Genomic DNA, 17346 nt, shown 5'->3' on the forward strand with positions numbered 1-17346 from the left:
ATTCCGGGAAGAGGCCGTTCTCCTTTCACGAGGCGGAGCGGAGAGGAATTGGGAGTTGCAAATGGCCAATGCGCAAAAAATAGATCAACCGGTCCATACGGTGCGGCTGGAGCCGGTCGGCGTCGAATTCGAGGTAGAAAACGGTGAAACGGTTCTGAACGCTGCCTTTCGCCAAGGCATTGCCCTGCCGCATGGCTGCAAGGAAGGGCAATGTTCCGCCTGCAAATGCGTGCTGCTCGACGGCGAAGTCGACCTGCTGAAATATTCGACCTTCGCACTCAACGATATGGAGAAAGATTCCGGACACATCCTGCTCTGCCGGACGATCGCCTATTCCGACATGGAGGTCGAACTTCTCAATTACGATGAGGAGGTTCTCGCAAAATCGATCGCGGTCAAAACCTATACAGGCCGCATTACGAAGATCGAAAAGCTGACCCATGACATTCGCGGCATCGAAATCGAGCTCGGTTCGCCAATCAAGTTCTGGGCGGGGCAGTATGTCGACATCACAGTCACCACGAAAGATGGGGAGACGATTACGCGCTCGTTCTCCATGGCAAATACGCCGCGCGAAACCCAAGAACTCTCGTTCATCATCAAAAAATACCCCCAAGGAAAATTCTCCGGAGAGCTCGATTCCGGAGGAATCCAGGTCGGAGCCGCCGTCACCGTCGTCGGACCTTACGGAACCTGTTTCCGACGCGAAAATCGAGAAGGACCCCTAGTTCTGGTCGGCGCGGGATCGGGCATGTCGCCGGTCTGGTCGATCCTCAACGATCATCTCCTCAGCGGTGAGACACGGCCGGTATATTTTTTCTACGGCGCGAGAACCAGCGAGGATCTGTTCCATCTCGACAGGATCGACGATCTCGTCGCCCGGCATCCGGAGGTCACCTTCATTCCGGTGCTCTCGCACGCCGCCGAGGATAGCGGCTGGACGGGCGAGCGCGGCTTTGTTCACGAAAGCGTCGACGCCAAGCTCAAGGAGCTGGCGCTGGACGGCAATGGCGACGTCTATGCCTGCGGTCCTCCGCCGATGATCGATGCCCTGCAACCGGTTCTCTTCATGAACGGCTTCGAATCCGAACGCATCTTCTTTGACAAATTCACCACTTCGTCCGGAGGAGGAACGCCCGGGCATTAAGGCTGGACGGAGACCGAACAGCAACACTGTAACGCAACATGGGAGCGAGAACTATGCCAGCATTATCGAGTTCAGTCGGGTCAGGAGCCGCCGGAGCGGCGATCTTTGCCGATTCCGACAGCCGCAAATACCGCTACTTCGATCCGAAGGGCCAGCGGGCCACCCATTACGAGGATGTCACAGTCGACGTCCAGCCGGATCCGGAACGCTATCTCATCCAGAACTGGATCATCTCCTTTGCCGACGGCAAGGGCGCATACGTCAAGGACAACACAGCCGCCAAAAGCTCCAACTGGCATGCTTTCCGTGCGCCGGACCAGGAATGGGAACGCACGCACTATCAGCGCCAGTCGAAGATCGAGACAATGGTGCAGAGTGTGATCGCCAATGCACGCCGCGCCGGCGCACCAAAGGCTTTCGACAAGGCCTGGATCAAGATCCTGCAGGCGCATCTCGGTGCGTGGAAACACGTCGAATTCGGACTTGGCACGTCGCTGATGCAGGCGCAGCGCTACGGCTACACGCAGATGATCAACAATGCCACGCTGACCAACTCGTCCTACAAGCTTCGCCTTGCCCAGGACATCACGCTCTACCTCGCCGAAATAGGCATGGACATCCCAGGTTGGGATGACGAGCTCGGCAAGAAGCATTGGCTCGAGGACGGCGTCTGGCAGGATACGCGCAAGGCCGTCGAAACGATCATGGGTACGGCGGACTATCTCGAGCAGTATTTTGCCATCAACATCGTGTTCGAGCCATTGGTCGGCGAACTCTTCCGCTCAGGCTTCCTGATGCAGGCGGCTGCGGCAAACCATGACTTCGTCACCCCGCCGGTGATTTCCGCCGCCGAGGCCGACTACGAGCGCAACCTCGCCAACACGATCGACCTGATCTATGTGCTTGCCAACGATCCGTCCCACGGGGAGGCCAACCGCAAGCTTTTCCAGAGCTGGGTGAAAAAGCATGGCGCGCTTGCTGACAAGGCCGCGCTCGGCCTGCAGCCGATCTGGTCGATGCCCCACTCCAAGCCGGTTTCGTTCGCCGACGTCCGCGCTCAATCCGAGGAGCGGATCGGCAACATTCTCGGTGAACTTGGTCTGAAGCGCTAATCCTGGGAGGATTCTGGCATGTCAACCGTAGCACGCGATGCGTCGCACGATAATATCTTCAAGTCGATGAAGGACATCACCTTCGAGCAAACGATCTCGGATCAGTGTGGCGTCACCATGAACGACTCGGTCGAGGCCCGCGCCATCGCCGAATTCATGGGCAAGAAACCTGGCGTCACCGTCACCTACCAGCCTGCGATGATCCGCATCGACGGCAAGGGCAAGCTCATCTTCAAGATGGACGAGATCAGCGAATATCTCGGCCGCGAAATGACCGCCGAGATCTTCGAGGTCAACACCTCCACCCACTACGGCCGCATGGTCCGCATCGATGACAACACCGTCATTCTGTTCGGCAACATGGACGAGGTCTTCGAATACATCTGACGTTGGGCGAGAGTGGCGCGCGCGAGGAGGTGCGCGCCACGGCGAAACGGTAAATCGAGAGGAGACCACCATGTATCTTACACCGGAAGGCAAGGAAATTTTCGTCGTCGACGGTCATACGCATTTCTGGGACGGAAGCCCGGAGAACCAGCGCAACATCCACGGCAAGCAGTTCGTCGAATGCTTTTATGGCTATCACACCGCGCTGAGCCCGAAGGAGCAGCTTTGGGAGAAGAGCAAGTTCGAAAAGTATAGCGCAGATGATCTTTACCGGGACCTATTCGTCGACGGTCCGGACGATGTTGCGATCGTTCAATCGACCTATCTCAAGGATTTCTACAAGACGGGCTTCAACACGATCGAGCGCAATGCGGCGATGGCGCAGCGCTATCCCGAGCGCTTCATCGTCAACGGCTCGTTCGATCCGCGCGACGGGGAAAAGGCGCTCGAATACATCCACTACATGAAGGAGACCTACGATATCCAGGGTGTGAAGATGTATACGGCCGAATGGAATGGCGCTTCCAAAGGATGGAAGCTGAACGACCCTGAGGCCTATCGCTGCTTCGAACTCTGCGAAAAGCTCGGGATCAAGAACATCCACGTCCACAAGGGCCCGACCATCATACCGCTCAGCAAGGATGCCTTCGACGTGCATGACGTCGATTACGCCGCGACCGATTTCCAGAACCTCAACTGGATCATCGAACATTGCGGCCTGCCGCGCCTCGACGATTTCTGTTGGATCGGCGTGCAGGAGACGAATGTCTATGGCGGCCTCGCCGTGGCGCTACCCTTCATCCATTCGCGGCCGCGCTATTTCGCTGAGGTGATCTCGGAACTTCTGTTCTGGATCGGTCCGGAAAAGATCCTGTTCGGCTCCGACTACGCGATCTGGACACCGCGCTGGCTGGTTGAGAAACTCTGGGCCTTCGAACTGCCTGATGACATCAAGAAGGAGCGCGGCGTAGACCTCACGTCCGAGATCAAGGAAAAGATCCTCGGCCTCAACGCCGCACGTCTCTACAACATCGACATTGCGGCGAAGAAGAAGGCCCTTGCCGGATCGCCCATCAGCATCGCCGCGGAGTAGCCGGAATGATCCTCCTAGATCAACTCGAAAGCCGCCAGAGGGAACTCTGGCGGCGCCTGGAAGGGGTCAACGATCCCGAACTGGATGAGCCGGTCACAGAGATGGGCTTCGTCGAGAAAGCGCAGATCGCCGCCGACGGTCATGTCGACATCGACTTCCGCCTGCCGACCTACTGGTGCTCTCCGAATTTTGCGTTCCTCATGCTTGAGGATGTCAGGACAGCATTGGAAAGCCTGTCATGGTCACCATCCCATCGCATTACCCTTCACGACCACATGTTCGCGGAGGAGGTGAACCAGGGCGTTTCCGAGGGAAAGACCTTCGCCGAAATTTTCGGATCGCTCGCCGAGGACACAGACCTCGAGGCGCTGCGGGGGACATTCAGGCAGAAGGCTTTCAAACGCCGGCAGGAGTCGGTGATCCTCGAATTGAGACGCATGGGCCTGTCGGATTCGGAAATCGTCGCCATGACAATGGATGGCTTCGATAGCCTCGCCGCCAACAGTGACGAGCCGGCGAAAGGCAGAGCGCGTTATCGGGAGGCTCTGCAAGAGCGGAGGCAAGGCCTGCAGCCGCAAGATGCCGCGATCGTTCGCTGGGATGGAAAGCGGATCGAGGCGGAGGCTCTAGCTCTCTATCTCGCGGAGCTGCGTAGCGTACGGATCAATATGGAGTTCAACGGCGCGCTTTGCCGCGGGCTGAAACAGACGCGCTACAAGGAAGTCGAGATGATCGACGGCGAGCCCACGCTGGTCGATTTCATTCTGGATCGGGTTCCTGCGCGGCAGACGGCCGGCTGCTCGACGCGTAGCTGAAGGCCGGCCTCAAGCGACCAAAGCAACGGCCTTCTCAGCATAAGGCCCCAAATCAACAAACCGCCCGTCAGGCGGAAGGAGGAGTCATGCCTAAAGTGATGTTACACAATTCCGAAGCCCGTCGCGCGCTTGCTCGCGGGGTCAGCCAGCTGGCCGCGGCCGTGGAGCCGACCCTTGGCCCGAAGGGGATGAATGCGATGATCGACCGTCCCCTCGGTACGCCAATGGTGACGCGCGACGGCGTCAGCATCGCCTCCGAGATCGAATTGCACGACCGCTTCGAAAACATGGGCGCGCAGGTGGTGCGCGAGGTCTCGATGCAGACCAACGAAATCGCCGGCGACGGCACGACGACCGCGATCGTCCTTGCCAATGCCCTGGTGCAAAAGGGCATCGAGGCGAGCGAACGCGGAGCAAAATCGGTTGACCTGTGCAAGGGCATCGATCTTGCGGTCGACAAGGTGATCGGAGCGCTGAAAGCCACCGCCAAGCCTGCTAGGGGCAACGGCACGCTGGCCGCGGTCGCCAATATCGCCGCCACAGATCCGAAACTCGGCGCGCTGGTCGCCGAAGCCTACGAGAAGGTCGGCCCCGACGGGGTCATCACCACCGATTTCAGCGTCACGACCGAAACCACGCTGCATGTCGTCGAGGGCATGTCCTTTGACCGGGGGTATCTTTCTCACCACATGGTCACCGATCAGGAGAAGATGGAGGCTGTGCTCGACCGGCCCCTCATCCTGATGACAGATCTGAAGATCAAGGAGCCGGCGGCGTTGGATGCTGCGCGCGCCATTGCCGAAAAAGCCGATCGGCCGCTGCTGATCGTAGCGGAAGAAGTGTCGCCCGAAGTGGTCGTGACCCTGCTTGGCCGGCATGGGTCCGGAAAATATCTGATCGTCCATCCGCCGGAATATGGCCACTGGCGAAAGGCGATGATGGAGGATCTGGCAATCCTGACCGGCGGACGGGTGATCGCCCGCGATCTCGGAGGCCGATTGGAGGCCGTCACGGCAGAAGATCTCGGTTCGGCCGAGCGCGCCAAAACCAGCTCGACCCATACGACGATCGTGCGCGGCGGCGGCAATCAGGCGGTCATCGACGCGCGCCGTGCCCAGGTACAACGACAGTACGAGCTGGCTCCGCCGAACATCGAGCAGGACAAGTTGCGCGAACGGCTGGCCAAGCTCTCCGGCGGCACGGCGATACTCTATGCCGGCGGCGTCACGCCCGTCGAACAGAAGCGTGCGATCCAGTTGATCGAGGATGCGCTGCACGCGGTTCGCGCGGCCGCCGAAGAAGGGGTGGTCGCGGGCGGCGGTTCCGCACTCGCGCAGATCGCTCCCGTGCTCGATGAGGTGATCAGGACTGCGACGCCGGAAGTGGGCGAAGGCGTCCGCCTTGTGCAATCCGTGCTTGCCCGCCCGCTCTGGAGAATTGCGACCAATGCCGCCGGCGATCCCGATGCCGTCGTATCCGAAGTCACCCGCATCAATGGCGGCTATGGCTACGATGCCTCAACCGGAAAATACCAGAACATGATCGAAGCCGGGATCATCGACCCGGTCCGGGTCACCTATACCGCACTTCAGAACGCGGCCTCCGTCGCCAAGCTCATCCTGACGACCGAGACGCTAATTGGCGACCTTGCCGAGGACGAGGATCCGACGGCGGGGCCTGCGCTCGGTGGCGGAGCGGAGAAACTCGGTCGTCCGTGACCGTTGCAAACTGCGCCATCGATCGCCGCGAAAGAACGACATTCACGGCGATCGATGTGACCGAAATGTATGTGAAATTCATCGGGCCACAAAGAGACCCCATGACAGGGAATGTCATGGGGTCTCTTTGTGGCCCGATGTTAAAGAGGGCTCTGTTGTGGGCAATCACACGAAGCTGCGGCGAATGCCGAACTGCTCGAGTTTCCGGTAAAGCGTCGGCCGCGATATGCCGAGCCGCTGCGCTACCTTGCTAAGATTGCCACCTTCGGCCGCGAGCGCATTCTTGATCGCCTGTCGTTCTGCCTCTTCGAAACTGCAGACGGGGTTGTCCATTGCTTTTGTGATCGAGGCTTCCTGCCGAGCGGGAGGATCGGCAGACAGTTCGGTGATGTCGGCAGGCAGATCGTCAATGTCGATGAAGCCGTTTCGGGTGAGCAGATGCAGGCGCTCCACGAGATTGCGCAATTCGCGGACATTGCCCGGCCAATGATAGGCGAGGAGCGCGTCGAGCGCCTCGTTCGAGAAATGCAGCGGCTCTATCTCCTTGCGTGCCGCCAGCCGTCGGTTGAAATGTTCAAGCAGCAGCAGACTGTCGCCGTCACGTTCCCGCAGTGCCGGAATACGGATGGATACGGTGCTGATCCGATAGAACAGGTCTCTGCGGAAACGGCCGGCGCCGACCTCCGCTTTCAGGTCCCGGTTGGTGGAGGCGACAAGCCTGACATCGACCGGCCGCGCCTGGCTGTCGCCCAGACGGTGGACGACGCGCTCCTCCAGCACCCGTAGAAGGAAGGGCTGGATGTCCAAAGGCATCTCGCCGATCTCATCGAGGCTGAGGACGCCGCCGTTGGCGCGTTCGAATACACCGGCCTTACCATCGCGAGATGCCCCCGTGAAGGCACCGCTGACATGGCCGAACAGCTCGCTTCCGAAAAGTTCCTTGGTGATCGCACCGCAGTTGAACGCGATGAAGGGGTTGGCCGGTGAATTCCCGCCACCGGCATGGATGAGCCTGGCGAACAGCTCCTTGCCCACGCCGGTCTCGCCTTCGATCAGCAGCGAGGTCACGTCTTTCGTCTCGGCGACCCTGCAGGCGACGTCGATGGCGGCGAGAAGCGCGTCGCTTTCGCCGACGATCTGCGCGCGCGCCTCCTTCAACCGCTGCGACGGCTCGCTGCCGCCGATACGGAATGTCTTGCTGATTGAGGCTTTCGGAAAGACCAGCGCCGCGCCGCGGACATGTCCGTCGAACTCCAGCGGACGTACGTGGCAGGATTGCATGTCTCGCGGAAGGGCGCGGGCAATGTTGTCGAGAAAGCCGGAGTTCGTCAGCTCCGGCAACCGACAGTGACTGCCATCCTGCAGGATGTCGCCAAAACGCTTCTTCTCGGTAATCGGTACGTTGTTGCTGTAGACGGCGCGCCCCTGCCGGTCGATGATCATGACGCCGTCGCTGGAATGGTGATGGCTTGCCGACGCGATGAAGGCTTCGAGCAGGCGGATGCGTTCCTCATTCTGCGAGTCCGATAGCGCCCGTTCGATTTCGCGGGCCGCTGCGGCCACCAGCGCGATATTGTGCGGCCGAAAAATGTCGGGATGGCCAGAAAGATCGACAACGCCGATCACCTTCCCATCGAAGGGATCGCGGATCGGAGCACCGGCACAGGTCCATGTCTTGATGCCCGCGCAGAAATGCTCGGCGGCGTGAACGAAGACCGGTTCGCCGGTCCAGAGGGCCGTGCCGATGCCGTTGGTGCCAACAACGTCCTCGGTCCACTTGCCACCCACTCCGAGATGAATGTCCATTCCGTCGTAGATGGTCTTCTTGTCGCCGATGACATCGATCAGTACACCCTCGCCGTCGGCGAGAACCAGCATCGCGCCGGTGCCATTGAGCATCCTGCCGATGGCGGAAAACGGACGCTTGGCCGCAACAAGCAGTTCGGAGCTGCCTCTCGCCAATGCTTCCACGACATCCTTGTCGGTTTCCAGTGGTGCTTCGTTGCGCTGTGCATCGATGCCGCCATTTGCGCAGCGATACCAGGAGTCGCCGATCGTCGACCTGACCGGCAGATAGGAACGGGCCGATTCGAGCCGTCCCTCCAGCAGGCTTTCCCAGGCCCGCATCGTTATCAGTTCATCGTAAGTCGAGTGGAACGCTGCATCGGCGGCCACCAGCTCACCGACATGTGCTGACCGAGAAGGGTTCGGGCTTCCTGCCGTATGCGAACCTTGCTTCATGCGTGCACCCCGCATTTAAGTTGGATTTGACGTTAAAACGGCTTTGCGATCAAAACGCGGCCTGCCGCAGTCACGTCTCGGGAGGAATGTCGATCCTTTGGCCGATATCGGAAGCTAGCTCAATATTCGAGTAGGAGGGTCCGATAGTGACGCCGTCGACATCCGCCAGCAACCGGATCTCGTCATCCTCCAGGGGAGCGATGAAGCCGTTCGCACTGGTCGCGAGTATGAAGATCTTTGTGCCTCTTCGATCCCGAATGTCGCCGAAGTGCCTTAGCTGCCGCCCCGACGCAATGTCCACGGCGACCACACGGCCGTTGGCGGTCACTCTCACTCTGGGTTCGGGATGAGGTTCGGGCTTTTCGCCGTCGCCGATATGAATGATCAGGCCTTCCGCCTGCGGTGTCGGCTTCGGTTTTCTCAGTTCCGAGTAACGTCCGTTGCTGAGCTGATCCGCTAGCTTGGTGATGACACCCCGGTTCTGCTCTATTAGACGTTTGACCTGCACATCCTCCCGGCGCGGACCGTCGCGCTTCGAAAATATCTCGACCATGAATCCTCCCAGATTCCGTCTGGCCTAGCTATGCAATTTCTTGGCAGTGTCTTTGGCGGCTACTGCATAGCTGGATTCTGAGTATCCTACATGAGGATCGGGGCCGCAAGGTGGTACCCGAATGCGGCATCGGCGCGGCTAGCGCTCCGGCCGCGGCTTTTCGATTCCCGGGATGAGGCCAATCTGCCCGGCAAGAAAGTCAACCAGCAGCCGGACTCGCGCGATGCCCGCGCGATCTGGGACAATCAACATGCTCAGTGGAACCGGCGGCGGCAAATAGTCCGGCAGGATCGCCTCCAGCCGACCAGCCGCCAGGAAATCATCGACAAGCCATCGATGGGCGGGTGCGATGCCGCGCCCGGCAACGAGGGCCTCGCGCGCGGCAAGGCCATGATCGACCCGAAATCGTCCTGCGAATGGAACGGCATGGTGCTGACCGTCGGGCCCTCGCAAGCTTAGGACATCGCTGCCGGCAACGTTGGACATGCGGATGCCCTCATGGCCGGAAAGGTCCTGTGGGCCAGTCGGCCTTCCCCGTGCCGCCAGATACTCCGGTGCCGCGACAAGCAAGCGCCGGGACTGGCCGAGGGCTCGCAGTTTCATCGAACTGTCGGTGAGCGGGCCAAGGCGAAGTGCGACATCGACACCCTCGCGCACGAGGTCGACGCGCTCGTCGGTCAGGCTGAGGTCGACCCCGATGTCAGGATAGCGGTCCTGAAAGGCAAAGATCAGTCGGCTGACGTGCAAGACTCCGAAAGCCGCCGTGCAGGATATCCGGATCGTGCCGGCGGGCGCGCCGCGTGTGCCCCGCGCCTCATCGCTGGCCTGCTCGACGAGGCGCAGGATTTGAACGCAATTGTCATAATAGCGGCTACCCTCGTCGGTCATCGCGACACGCCGGGTGGTTCTGCTGAGCAAAGCCACACCCACGGCTTCCTCCAGCTCCCGCAGATGCCGCGTAATCGTCGACTGGCCGACACCGAGTTCCCGCGCAACCGCCGACAGGCTCCCTCGTTCGGCGACCCGGACGAAGGTGCGCATCCGCTCGAGAGTGACGTCCAACTTATCCATTATTTGGCATAATCTTATGCATTCCCTGCATATAGCGGATTATCGCTACACGATCTAGCGTGAGATCGACCGACCAACCAGGAAGACCGATCCATGAAAGTTCTACTTGTCTTTGCCCATCCCGAACCGCGCTCGCTCAACGGGGCGCTCCGCGACGTCGCCGTCGAGGAGCTCGAGTCCCAGGGCCATGAGGTGCGCGTGTCGGACCTTTATGCCGACGGCTGGAAATCCAACATCGACCGTGCCGACTTTCCGTGGCTAACGCCCGATGCTCAACTCGTGCCGATCGCAGCTTCCAAAAAGGCATTCGAGGCCAATGTGCTGACCGAGGATGTCAAAGCCGAGATCGAAAAGCTGTCGTGGGCCGATATGCTGATTCTGCAGTTCCCGCTCTGGTGGTTCACCATGCCGGCAATTCTCAAGGGTTGGATTGACCGAGTGTTCGCCTATGGCTTTGCCTATGGGGTGGGTGAACACAGCGATAAGCGGTGGGGTGACCGCTACGGAGAGGGAACTCTCGCTGGAAAGCGCGCAATGCTGATCGTAACCGCCGGCGGCTGGGAAGAGCATTATACTGCGCGCGGAATCAACGGACCGATCGACGATCTGCTATTTCCGATCAATCACGGCATCCTTTATTATCCGGGCTACGAGGTGCTTCCGCCCTTCGTGGTCTATAGAGTCGATCGTTTCGACGAGGCCGGCTTCCAATCGGCAGCGGAACGCTTGCGCGAGAGGATGCGGACGATCGAAACCACCTCGCCCACCCCCTATCGGCAGCAGAATGGCGGCGACTATCTGATCCCCAGCATGCAGCTCCGCACCGAGCTGGGTGATCCGGGTGCGACCGGCTTCGCACTTCATCTGAACGGCACCGACGGTTAACCTCAGTGCAATGGCCCTCCCCTAAGGAGAGGGCCAAAGACGCATCAGAGTTCTTCCCACTCGTCCTGAGCGACCGCAGCAGCCGTTGCCCTGCCGCCAAAAGCCTTGGCGACCGTTCGCCCCAAAGCCCGTGCCGGAGAAGCGGCCGGCTTTGAGCGCGCCGTCGCCATTGCCGGTCGTGCGGAAGCCGTCTGCGATGCATCGCTGAGCTTGAATTGATGCAGCAAATCGTTGAGCGAAGCGGCCTCGCGCGCGAGCGCATGGCTGGCGGCCGTCTGTTCCTCGACCATAGCAGCATTTTGTTGCGTGCCTTGGTCCATATTATTGACGGCGGTGTTGATTTCCTGCAGGCCCGTCGACTGTTCACGGGTCGCAGTAACGATGGCGCCGACGTGGCGATTGATCTCCTGCACTTCGGAAACGATCGTCTCCAGCGCCTTGCCGGTTTCGCCGACCAGCGACACGCCGGTATTGACCTGATCGCTCGACGTAGTGATCAGCGCCTTGATCTCCCTGGCGGCATTGGCGGAACGCTGAGCCAGCTCTCGGACCTCCTGGGCAACGACGGCGAAACCCTTACCAGCATCACCGGCTCGGGCAGCCTCAACGCCGGCGTTCAGAGCCAGAAGGTTGGTCTGGAAAGCGATGTCGTCGATGACGCTGATGATGTTGCTGATCTCACCCGAGGACTTTTCGATCTGCTGCATGGCGGAGACCGCCTTGCGCACCACTTCGCCGGACCTTTCGGCGCCGAGGCGGGCGCGCTCGACGAGATGGCCAACATCTTCGGCGCGCTTGGCCGAATCGCGAACCGTCGTCGTCACCTGTTCGAGGGCTGCTGCGGTCTCCTCGACGGCGGCCGCCTGCTGCTCCGTGCGGCGGGCAAGATCGTCGGCGGCGGAGCGAATTTCGCCGGCTCCCGCATTGATCGCCGATGCGTTGCGGCCGACCGACTGCAGGGCCGCTTCTAGCTTATCGACGGCATTGTTGAAGTCGGCGCGAACATTGTCGAACTGCGGCGCAAAGGCGCGATCGAGACGCGCAGCGATATCGCCGGAGGCAAGCACGGAAAGCCCGCTGGCCAACGACTCCATGGCGAAGCGGATTTCGCCCTCTTCGCGAGCCTTCTGCTCGTCGCTCATCTGGCGCTGACGCTCGGCGTCGCCGCGCATACGCTCGGTCTCACCGGAAAGACGCAACTTCTCGATCGCTGCATCCTTGAAGACGAGGACGGCATCGGCCATGCGGCCGACCTCATCGCCACGGCCAATGGCCGGCACGTCGATATCGTGTTCGCCGCTGGCCAGGCGATCCATGGCGGCGGTCATGCCGACGATCGGGCGAACGATGGTGCGCGCGAGCAGCCAGGCAAGCACGGCTGCGGCCAGCGAGGCGATGATGCCGCCGGCAATCAGTGTCAGACGCAGGTCGGCATTGGCATCATCCTGCGTGGCAGCCAGGGCATCGGCCTTGGCGCGGGCGGCCTGCTTTATCTTGGCTGCCGCCTCGCGGAAGCCGTCGAGCTGGCCTTTCGTCTCGTTCTGGCCGATCTTGACGATCTGATCGAGAGGCATCTCGGTTTCCTTGCGCGCCTTCATCTGCGGCTCGGCTAGCTGATGGAAGTAGAGGTCGGCGGCCTTCTGCATGCCGTCGATCGCCGAGAGCAGGTCCGGCTCATCGGCTGAAACCGTCTTGGCGGCGGCGATGCTTTTCAGCATACGAGCGCGATTGTTGCCGACGTCGCCATAGGTGCTGTCGCTGCGCAGCAGCAGGAAGCCGCGCAGGTTGACGGCCTGCTCAAGCATGGCTTGCAGGGAATCGTCGATCAGATTGACGAGCTGCTGCGACTTGACCTGTTCGGCGGCGGCTTGTGCGGATACGTCTTCCTTGGCGTAAACGAATGCGGAAACGCAGGCGAAAATAGCGATAAGTGCGGCAAAGGTGATGGCGAGTTTGCCATTCAAAGAAAGGTTTTTCGCAAACATGGGCGAGCGCCTCCTGAGCGCTGGTCCTGGTAAACATCTACGGGCCTGCCGGGAGGAGCGCGGCCGGATGTTCGAAAATTCAGAGAAAAAGCATGATTGGGCGCAAAAGGGGCGAAGCCATCATGGCAGGCGATTATCCCCGACACAGATAATCGCAATCGTATGCATAACTAGGCGCTACAACTTTAAAATCACTTAATTTTGTGCGGTGCAATAAGCGCAGCGATACCCTAATTCTGGGGTGCCGCGTTGAGGATCAGAATATCCAGATCGTGTTCAGGGTAGAAATCCTCTGCGGTCATCTGAAAAGTTGTCGGGCCGGTCTTCTTGACGCCCGTGCCGCAGAAACTGACGTAGTTGTCCGGGCTGCCCTTATCGACCGTCAACTGGAAATGCTTGATCGGGCCGGACCAGTTGGCGCCGGTGCTGAGCACGTAGGAAATCCAGCTTTCGGTATAGCCGCGGCCACCCTTGTCGGCGGCTGCGGATAGTTTGCCGGCGGTTTTGACGAGGGCGTCGTCCACGCAGTATTTGGCCTGATAGCTCTTGAGCTGCGCTTTCTTGTAATCGTCTTCGCCGGCAAAGGTGATGGCGACCGTGCCGCCGACGCTCGGCTTGTAACGATGCTGGACGCTAATATTGGCGTTAGCCGGAAATCTGGTGCGCCACCAATAGGTCGTATGCAGGGTCCACATCGGCGTCGGATGATGCTTCATGCCCTGGCCGTCATTGTCGTATTCGTCATCGGCAATGAGGCCGCGAGCCGTCCAATCCTCGAGCAGCTCAGGCGGCAGCTTCGCAACCGCGTCCAGCGTCGCCTTGCTGAGCGGCAGCAGCGGGATGTTGTGCGCCTTGAGCTCCGCCGTCATGTCTATACCGGCGACGGTGACGCTCTGTTGCAAGGTCGGCGTGATCGGCTTGCCGTCCTGCGCGACAGTGAAATCGAGGAAATTGTCGGCATCGACGTCAGCGATTGCCACGATGCTGTCGATATCGCCCTCAATATCGGGCATCGGAAAGGCGACGACGCTTTCGACATCCTTATCCGAGGTGTTCTGGAAGATGTAGTCGACCTTCACCTCCGTCGGGGAAATGAAGAGCTTTTCGTCCTCCATGCTGATGTCGCCGGTGCGGACATAGGCCAAGCCGCCGGTCTTCAGCTCCGCCATGGTGTCATTCGCCAAGGCTGGCGTGGCAAACATCGCCATAGCCATCGCATAGCCGCAAACTCCGCGCATTCGAACCCCCATCTACCACCGGTTTGTGGCGATTATGGCGAGCAACCGCATAGCGTCAACGCCGACATTCGCCACCATCAACATAAAATGCTTGCAACGCAGACCATTGCCCGGCATGGACAGCCCATGTCCGAACCGCAACGCCTCGACCAGCTTCTCGTTTCCCTCTCGCTTTTCGCCAGCCGCTCGCGGGCGCGCGACGCCATTCAGCGCGGCACCGTGACGGTTGACGGCAAGGTGGTGAGCAAGCCCGGAGCATTGTTTACGGAAGATGCCGAAATCGCCATCGACGATCCGGCTCAGGACTATGTTTCGCGGGCCGCGCTGAAGCTGGTAGCCGCGCTGGATCATTTCCAACTCGACCCCAGAGGGCGGCACTGTCTCGATGTCGGTGCTTCGACCGGCGGCTTCACCGAAGTGCTGCTGCTGCGGGGTGCGGCACATGTCACAGCCATCGATGTCGGCCATGGCCAGATGCATCCTCGCATATCAGCCGATCCGCGGGTCACCAATATCGAGGGACTGAACGCCCGCAACCTGACGGCCGAGGATATTGGCGAGCCGGTAACCCTCATCGTCTCCGACGTCTCCTTCATCTCGCTGAAGCTGGCGCTGGCGCCGGCCCTTGCATTCGCAGAGCCGCGCTCGCATTGTGTGCTGCTTGTGAAGCCGCAATTCGAGGCCGGGCGCGAAGCGATCGGCAAGGCCGGCCTGTTGAAGGACCCCTCCTCGGCGCCGACGGTTGCGGCGGAGCTGGAACGCTGGCTCATCGAGGACATGGGCTGGCGGAGCCTCGGCCTCATTCCCTCGCCGATCGCGGGTGGCGACGGCAATCAAGAATTTCTTCTCGCAGGGATCAAGCCATGAGCACCGAAACCGTGACCATCCAGAAGCTCGGCGCCCAGGGCGACGGCATTGCGCAAGGCGCGGACGGGCCGATCTACGTGCCCTTCACACTGCCCGGCGAGACCGTTGCCATTGCCCGAGTGAAGAGCCACGGCACGTTGATGTCGATCGCGGCGGCTTCCCCCGAGCGACAAGAGCCGCACTGTCGGCATTTCGGCCCGGACAGCGTCAACGGCGCGTGTGGTGGTTGCACGCTCCAGCACTATGCCGATGCGCCTTATCACACCTTCAAGCGCCAGCTTGTGGTGGATGCATTGCGTTCCAGGGGGCTGACGCCGGAGGTGGATGAGCTCATCGCTGCGCATCCAGGCGAGCGCCGACGTGTCGTCTTCGCCGCCCGCAAGACCGAGAAGGGCATGCTGATCGGCTTCAATCAGGCGGAAAGCCACCATATCGTCGCCATCGAGGAATGTCCGATCGCGTCGGCGGGGATCATGTCGCGGCTGCCGGCGATCAGAGCTGCTGGGGCAGCGCTCGCCGTCAATGCGGAGGCATTTCGCATCTCCGTTCTGGAGACGCTGTCCGGCCTCGATATCGCTGTCGATGACATCAAAAAGCTCTCCGACAAACAGCGGCGCAGCGCCATAGAGACCGTTCTCTCCCTTCGCGGTGTCGCCCGCGTCTCGTTGAACGGCGAGATCCTTGTCGAGCCAATGAAGCCGATGATCGATTTCGGCGGCGTGCAAGTCTCGCCGCCGCCGGGCGCCTTCACTCAGGCGACGAAGCCAGCGGAAGACGCCATGGCCGAGCTCGTCGCCGCCCATGTCGGCAAGGCGAAACGCATCGTCGATCTCTTCGCTGGCAGCGGCACGTTCTCGCTGCGCCTGGCGCGCATCGGTCGCGTGCATGCCGTCGAAGGCGAAGATAAGCCGCTGGCAGCACTCGACCATGCCGCGCGCAACACGCAGGGGCTGAAACCGGTAACTGCCGAACGCCGCGACCTTTTCCGCCGGCCGCTGATGGCGCAGGAGCTGAAAGCCTACGACGCCGTCGTCTTCGACCCACCCCGCGCCGGTGCGGAGTTTCAGAGCAAGGAACTGGCGCGTTCCTCGGTCAGGAAGATCGTCGCCGTTTCCTGCAACCCCACGACGCTTGCCCGCGACCTCGCCTTGCTGGTCGAAGGCGGCTACCGCATCACGAGAGTGACGCCGATCGACCAATTCCTGTGGACCTCGCATGTGGAGGTGGTGGCGGCGCTGGAGAAATAAGCCTTCCGTGTCGGGAGCCCGTGGCCGACCATCGTGGTTCGAGACGGCCCTGCGGGCCTCCTCACCATGAGGGTGGAGTCAGCCCCTCGCCGCTTCTTCGACACGGCTGGTCGCGTGAGAAAAGGGAGGCGTGGTTAGGCGAGCGGATCAGCCCTCACCCTGAGGAGCGGAACCCGAAGGGTGAAGCCTCGAACCACGAGGGCGGGTGAGGGAAAAGAACAGACCATTACCGCGTCATGAACGCCTCAAACGCCGCCCGGGCCTCCGCGCTTTTCAACTGGGCTGCAAAGTGCCTTGCCTCCTCATCGATACGAGCGAGAATGTCCTCGGTGGAACCACGCATCAGGTCACGCGCGATCCGCAGAGCTTCAGGCGGTTTGGCCGCAAGTTTGGCGGCGAGCGACAGGGTCTCGGCCTCAAGCGCTTCAGGCGTGGTGACTTTCCAGATCAGGCCGGCCTCTTTCGCCTCAGCAGCGGAAAAGCCTTCACCGAGAGCGAGCAGAGCGAAGGCGCGCTGGTGGCCCATGAGGCGCGGTGCGATCAGGCTGGAGGCGGCTTCGGGGACGAGGGCGAGATCGACGAAGGGCGTCTTGAACAGGCTGCGGTCGGAAGCGATGGTGAGGTCGCAATGCAGGTGGATCGTGGCGCCGACACCGATCGCCAGGCCGTCGACACCGGAGATCACAGGCTTCTTCGCCGTCGCCAGCGCCCCCAGGAAGTCCAGCACCTCGCGACCCATGGTGCCGCTCGTGGCGAAGGCCAGGAAATCGGCCAAATCGTTGCCGGCGGAAAAGCAGCCTTCACTGCCGAGAAAGGCGGTGACACGGATATCCGGGGCCTCATTCGCTGCCCGCAGAGCGTCGGTCATTATTTGATACATGGCGCGGGTGAAAGCATTTTTCTTTTCCGGCCGGTTGAAGCGGATCACCTGCACATATGGCGCGGTGTCAGGACGTTCGATCAGAATGTGGTCGGTCAAGTCTATGT

At 60.9% G+C, this 17346-nt stretch carries 15 protein-coding genes; 9 read left to right on the top strand and 6 right to left on the bottom strand.

What is annotated here, in order from left to right; genetic code table 11:
- Positions 1-61 precede the first annotated feature (61 nt).
- The 6 genes from PY649_RS19640 (at position 62) to PY649_RS19665 (ending at position 6272) form a co-directional block, all read left to right on the top strand.
- Positions 62-1147, top strand: coding sequence for an NADH:ubiquinone reductase (Na(+)-transporting) subunit F (locus tag PY649_RS19640; protein WP_285870292.1), 1086 nt, complete (start codon positions 62-64; stop codon positions 1145-1147).
- 53 nt (positions 1148-1200) lie between these two features.
- Complete coding sequence (locus PY649_RS19645; RefSeq protein WP_285870294.1) at positions 1201-2259, top strand: aromatic/alkene monooxygenase hydroxylase subunit beta; 1059 nt, start codon at positions 1201-1203, stop codon at positions 2257-2259.
- Positions 2260-2277: 18 nt separating this feature from the next.
- On the top strand, positions 2278-2646 hold the full coding sequence (locus tag PY649_RS19650; RefSeq protein ID WP_285870296.1) for an MmoB/DmpM family protein: 369 nt from the start codon (positions 2278-2280) through the stop codon (positions 2644-2646).
- 70 nt (positions 2647-2716) lie between these two features.
- On the top strand, positions 2717-3739 hold the full coding sequence (locus tag PY649_RS19655; RefSeq protein WP_285870298.1) for an amidohydrolase family protein: 1023 nt from the start codon (positions 2717-2719) through the stop codon (positions 3737-3739).
- Between the two features lie 5 nt (positions 3740-3744).
- Complete coding sequence (locus PY649_RS19660) at positions 3745-4554, top strand: iron-sulfur cluster assembly protein (protein ID WP_285870300.1); 810 nt, start codon at positions 3745-3747, stop codon at positions 4552-4554.
- An 86-nt stretch (positions 4555-4640) separates the two neighbouring features.
- Positions 4641-6272: a molecular chaperone GroEL gene (locus PY649_RS19665; RefSeq protein ID WP_285870301.1), complete on the top strand. Its 1632-nt coding sequence runs from the start codon at positions 4641-4643 to the stop codon at positions 6270-6272.
- 165 nt (positions 6273-6437) lie between these two features.
- Here PY649_RS19665 and PY649_RS19670 read toward each other — a convergent pair whose 3' ends face one another.
- The 3 genes from PY649_RS19670 to PY649_RS19680 all read right to left on the bottom strand — a co-directional run bounded on the left by PY649_RS19670 (position 6438) and on the right by PY649_RS19680 (position 10137).
- The gene (locus PY649_RS19670; RefSeq protein ID WP_285870302.1) at positions 6438-8513 is read right to left on the bottom strand and encodes a sigma-54-dependent Fis family transcriptional regulator; all 2076 of its coding nucleotides are present in this window, start codon (positions 8511-8513) and stop codon (positions 6438-6440) included.
- 70 nt (positions 8514-8583) lie between these two features.
- Positions 8584-9066: a hypothetical protein gene (locus PY649_RS19675; RefSeq protein WP_285870303.1), complete on the bottom strand. Its 483-nt coding sequence runs from the start codon at positions 9064-9066 to the stop codon at positions 8584-8586.
- A 138-nt stretch (positions 9067-9204) separates the two neighbouring features.
- Positions 9205-10137: a LysR family transcriptional regulator gene (locus PY649_RS19680; RefSeq protein WP_285870304.1), complete on the bottom strand. Its 933-nt coding sequence runs from the start codon at positions 10135-10137 to the stop codon at positions 9205-9207.
- Positions 10138-10230: 93 nt separating this feature from the next.
- On the opposite strand from PY649_RS19680, the gene PY649_RS19685 reads away from it, so the two are divergent.
- Complete coding sequence (locus PY649_RS19685) at positions 10231-11022, top strand: NAD(P)H-dependent oxidoreductase (RefSeq protein ID WP_285870305.1); 792 nt, start codon at positions 10231-10233, stop codon at positions 11020-11022.
- Positions 11023-11066: 44 nt separating this feature from the next.
- Here PY649_RS19685 and PY649_RS19690 read toward each other — a convergent pair whose 3' ends face one another.
- Positions 11067-13007: a methyl-accepting chemotaxis protein gene (locus PY649_RS19690; protein WP_285870306.1), complete on the bottom strand. Its 1941-nt coding sequence runs from the start codon at positions 13005-13007 to the stop codon at positions 11067-11069.
- A 230-nt stretch (positions 13008-13237) separates the two neighbouring features.
- Complete coding sequence (locus PY649_RS19695) at positions 13238-14245, bottom strand: DUF4424 domain-containing protein (RefSeq protein ID WP_285870307.1); 1008 nt, start codon at positions 14243-14245, stop codon at positions 13238-13240.
- An 87-nt stretch (positions 14246-14332) separates the two neighbouring features.
- On the opposite strand from PY649_RS19695, the gene PY649_RS19700 reads away from it, so the two are divergent.
- Both PY649_RS19700 and PY649_RS19705 read left to right on the top strand, forming a co-directional pair.
- On the top strand, positions 14333-15112 hold the full coding sequence (locus PY649_RS19700) for a TlyA family RNA methyltransferase (protein WP_432761378.1): 780 nt from the start codon (positions 14333-14335) through the stop codon (positions 15110-15112).
- A complete protein-coding gene (locus PY649_RS19705) occupies positions 15109-16359 on the top strand; it encodes a class I SAM-dependent RNA methyltransferase (RefSeq protein ID WP_285870309.1) in 1251 nt (416 codons plus the stop codon). The genes PY649_RS19700 and PY649_RS19705 overlap by 4 nt, the downstream gene beginning before the upstream one ends.
- 226 nt (positions 16360-16585) lie before the next feature.
- Here PY649_RS19705 and PY649_RS19710 read toward each other — a convergent pair whose 3' ends face one another.
- Positions 16586-17338, bottom strand: coding sequence for a crotonase/enoyl-CoA hydratase family protein (locus PY649_RS19710; protein WP_285870311.1), 753 nt, complete (start codon positions 17336-17338; stop codon positions 16586-16588).
- Positions 17339-17346: the final 8 nt, after the last annotated feature.

This window comes from Rhizobium mayense (assembly GCF_030272705.1).
In the GTDB taxonomy this organism is placed as follows: Bacteria; Pseudomonadota; Alphaproteobacteria; order Rhizobiales; family Rhizobiaceae; genus Rhizobium; species Rhizobium mayense.

Excerpts from the sequence above, each read along its gene's own strand:
- PY649_RS19645 (WP_285870294.1), top strand. The coding sequence starts at position 1,201 with ATGCCAGCATTATCGAGTTCAGTCGGGTCAGGAGCCGCCGGAGCGGCG.
- PY649_RS19695 (WP_285870307.1), bottom strand. The coding sequence starts at position 14,245 with ATGCGCGGAGTTTGCGGCTATGCGATGGCTATGGCGATGTTTGCCACG.
- PY649_RS19670 (WP_285870302.1), bottom strand. The coding sequence starts at position 8,513 with ATGAAGCAAGGTTCGCATACGGCAGGAAGCCCGAACCCTTCTCGGTCA.
- PY649_RS19690 (WP_285870306.1), bottom strand. The coding sequence starts at position 13,007 with ATGTTTGCGAAAAACCTTTCTTTGAATGGCAAACTCGCCATCACCTTT.
- PY649_RS19700 (WP_432761378.1), top strand. The coding sequence starts at position 14,333 with ATGCTTGCAACGCAGACCATTGCCCGGCATGGACAGCCCATGTCCGAA.
- PY649_RS19685 (WP_285870305.1), top strand. The coding sequence starts at position 10,231 with ATGAAAGTTCTACTTGTCTTTGCCCATCCCGAACCGCGCTCGCTCAAC.
- PY649_RS19680 (WP_285870304.1), bottom strand. The coding sequence starts at position 10,137 with ATGGATAAGTTGGACGTCACTCTCGAGCGGATGCGCACCTTCGTCCGG.
- PY649_RS19640 (WP_285870292.1), top strand. The coding sequence starts at position 62 with ATGGCCAATGCGCAAAAAATAGATCAACCGGTCCATACGGTGCGGCTG.
- PY649_RS19675 (WP_285870303.1), bottom strand. The coding sequence starts at position 9,066 with ATGGTCGAGATATTTTCGAAGCGCGACGGTCCGCGCCGGGAGGATGTG.
- PY649_RS19660 (WP_285870300.1), top strand. The coding sequence starts at position 3,745 with ATGATCCTCCTAGATCAACTCGAAAGCCGCCAGAGGGAACTCTGGCGG.
- PY649_RS19655 (WP_285870298.1), top strand. The coding sequence starts at position 2,717 with ATGTATCTTACACCGGAAGGCAAGGAAATTTTCGTCGTCGACGGTCAT.
- PY649_RS19650 (WP_285870296.1), top strand. The coding sequence starts at position 2,278 with ATGTCAACCGTAGCACGCGATGCGTCGCACGATAATATCTTCAAGTCG.
- PY649_RS19665 (WP_285870301.1), top strand. The coding sequence starts at position 4,641 with ATGCCTAAAGTGATGTTACACAATTCCGAAGCCCGTCGCGCGCTTGCT.
- PY649_RS19705 (WP_285870309.1), top strand. The coding sequence starts at position 15,109 with ATGAGCACCGAAACCGTGACCATCCAGAAGCTCGGCGCCCAGGGCGAC.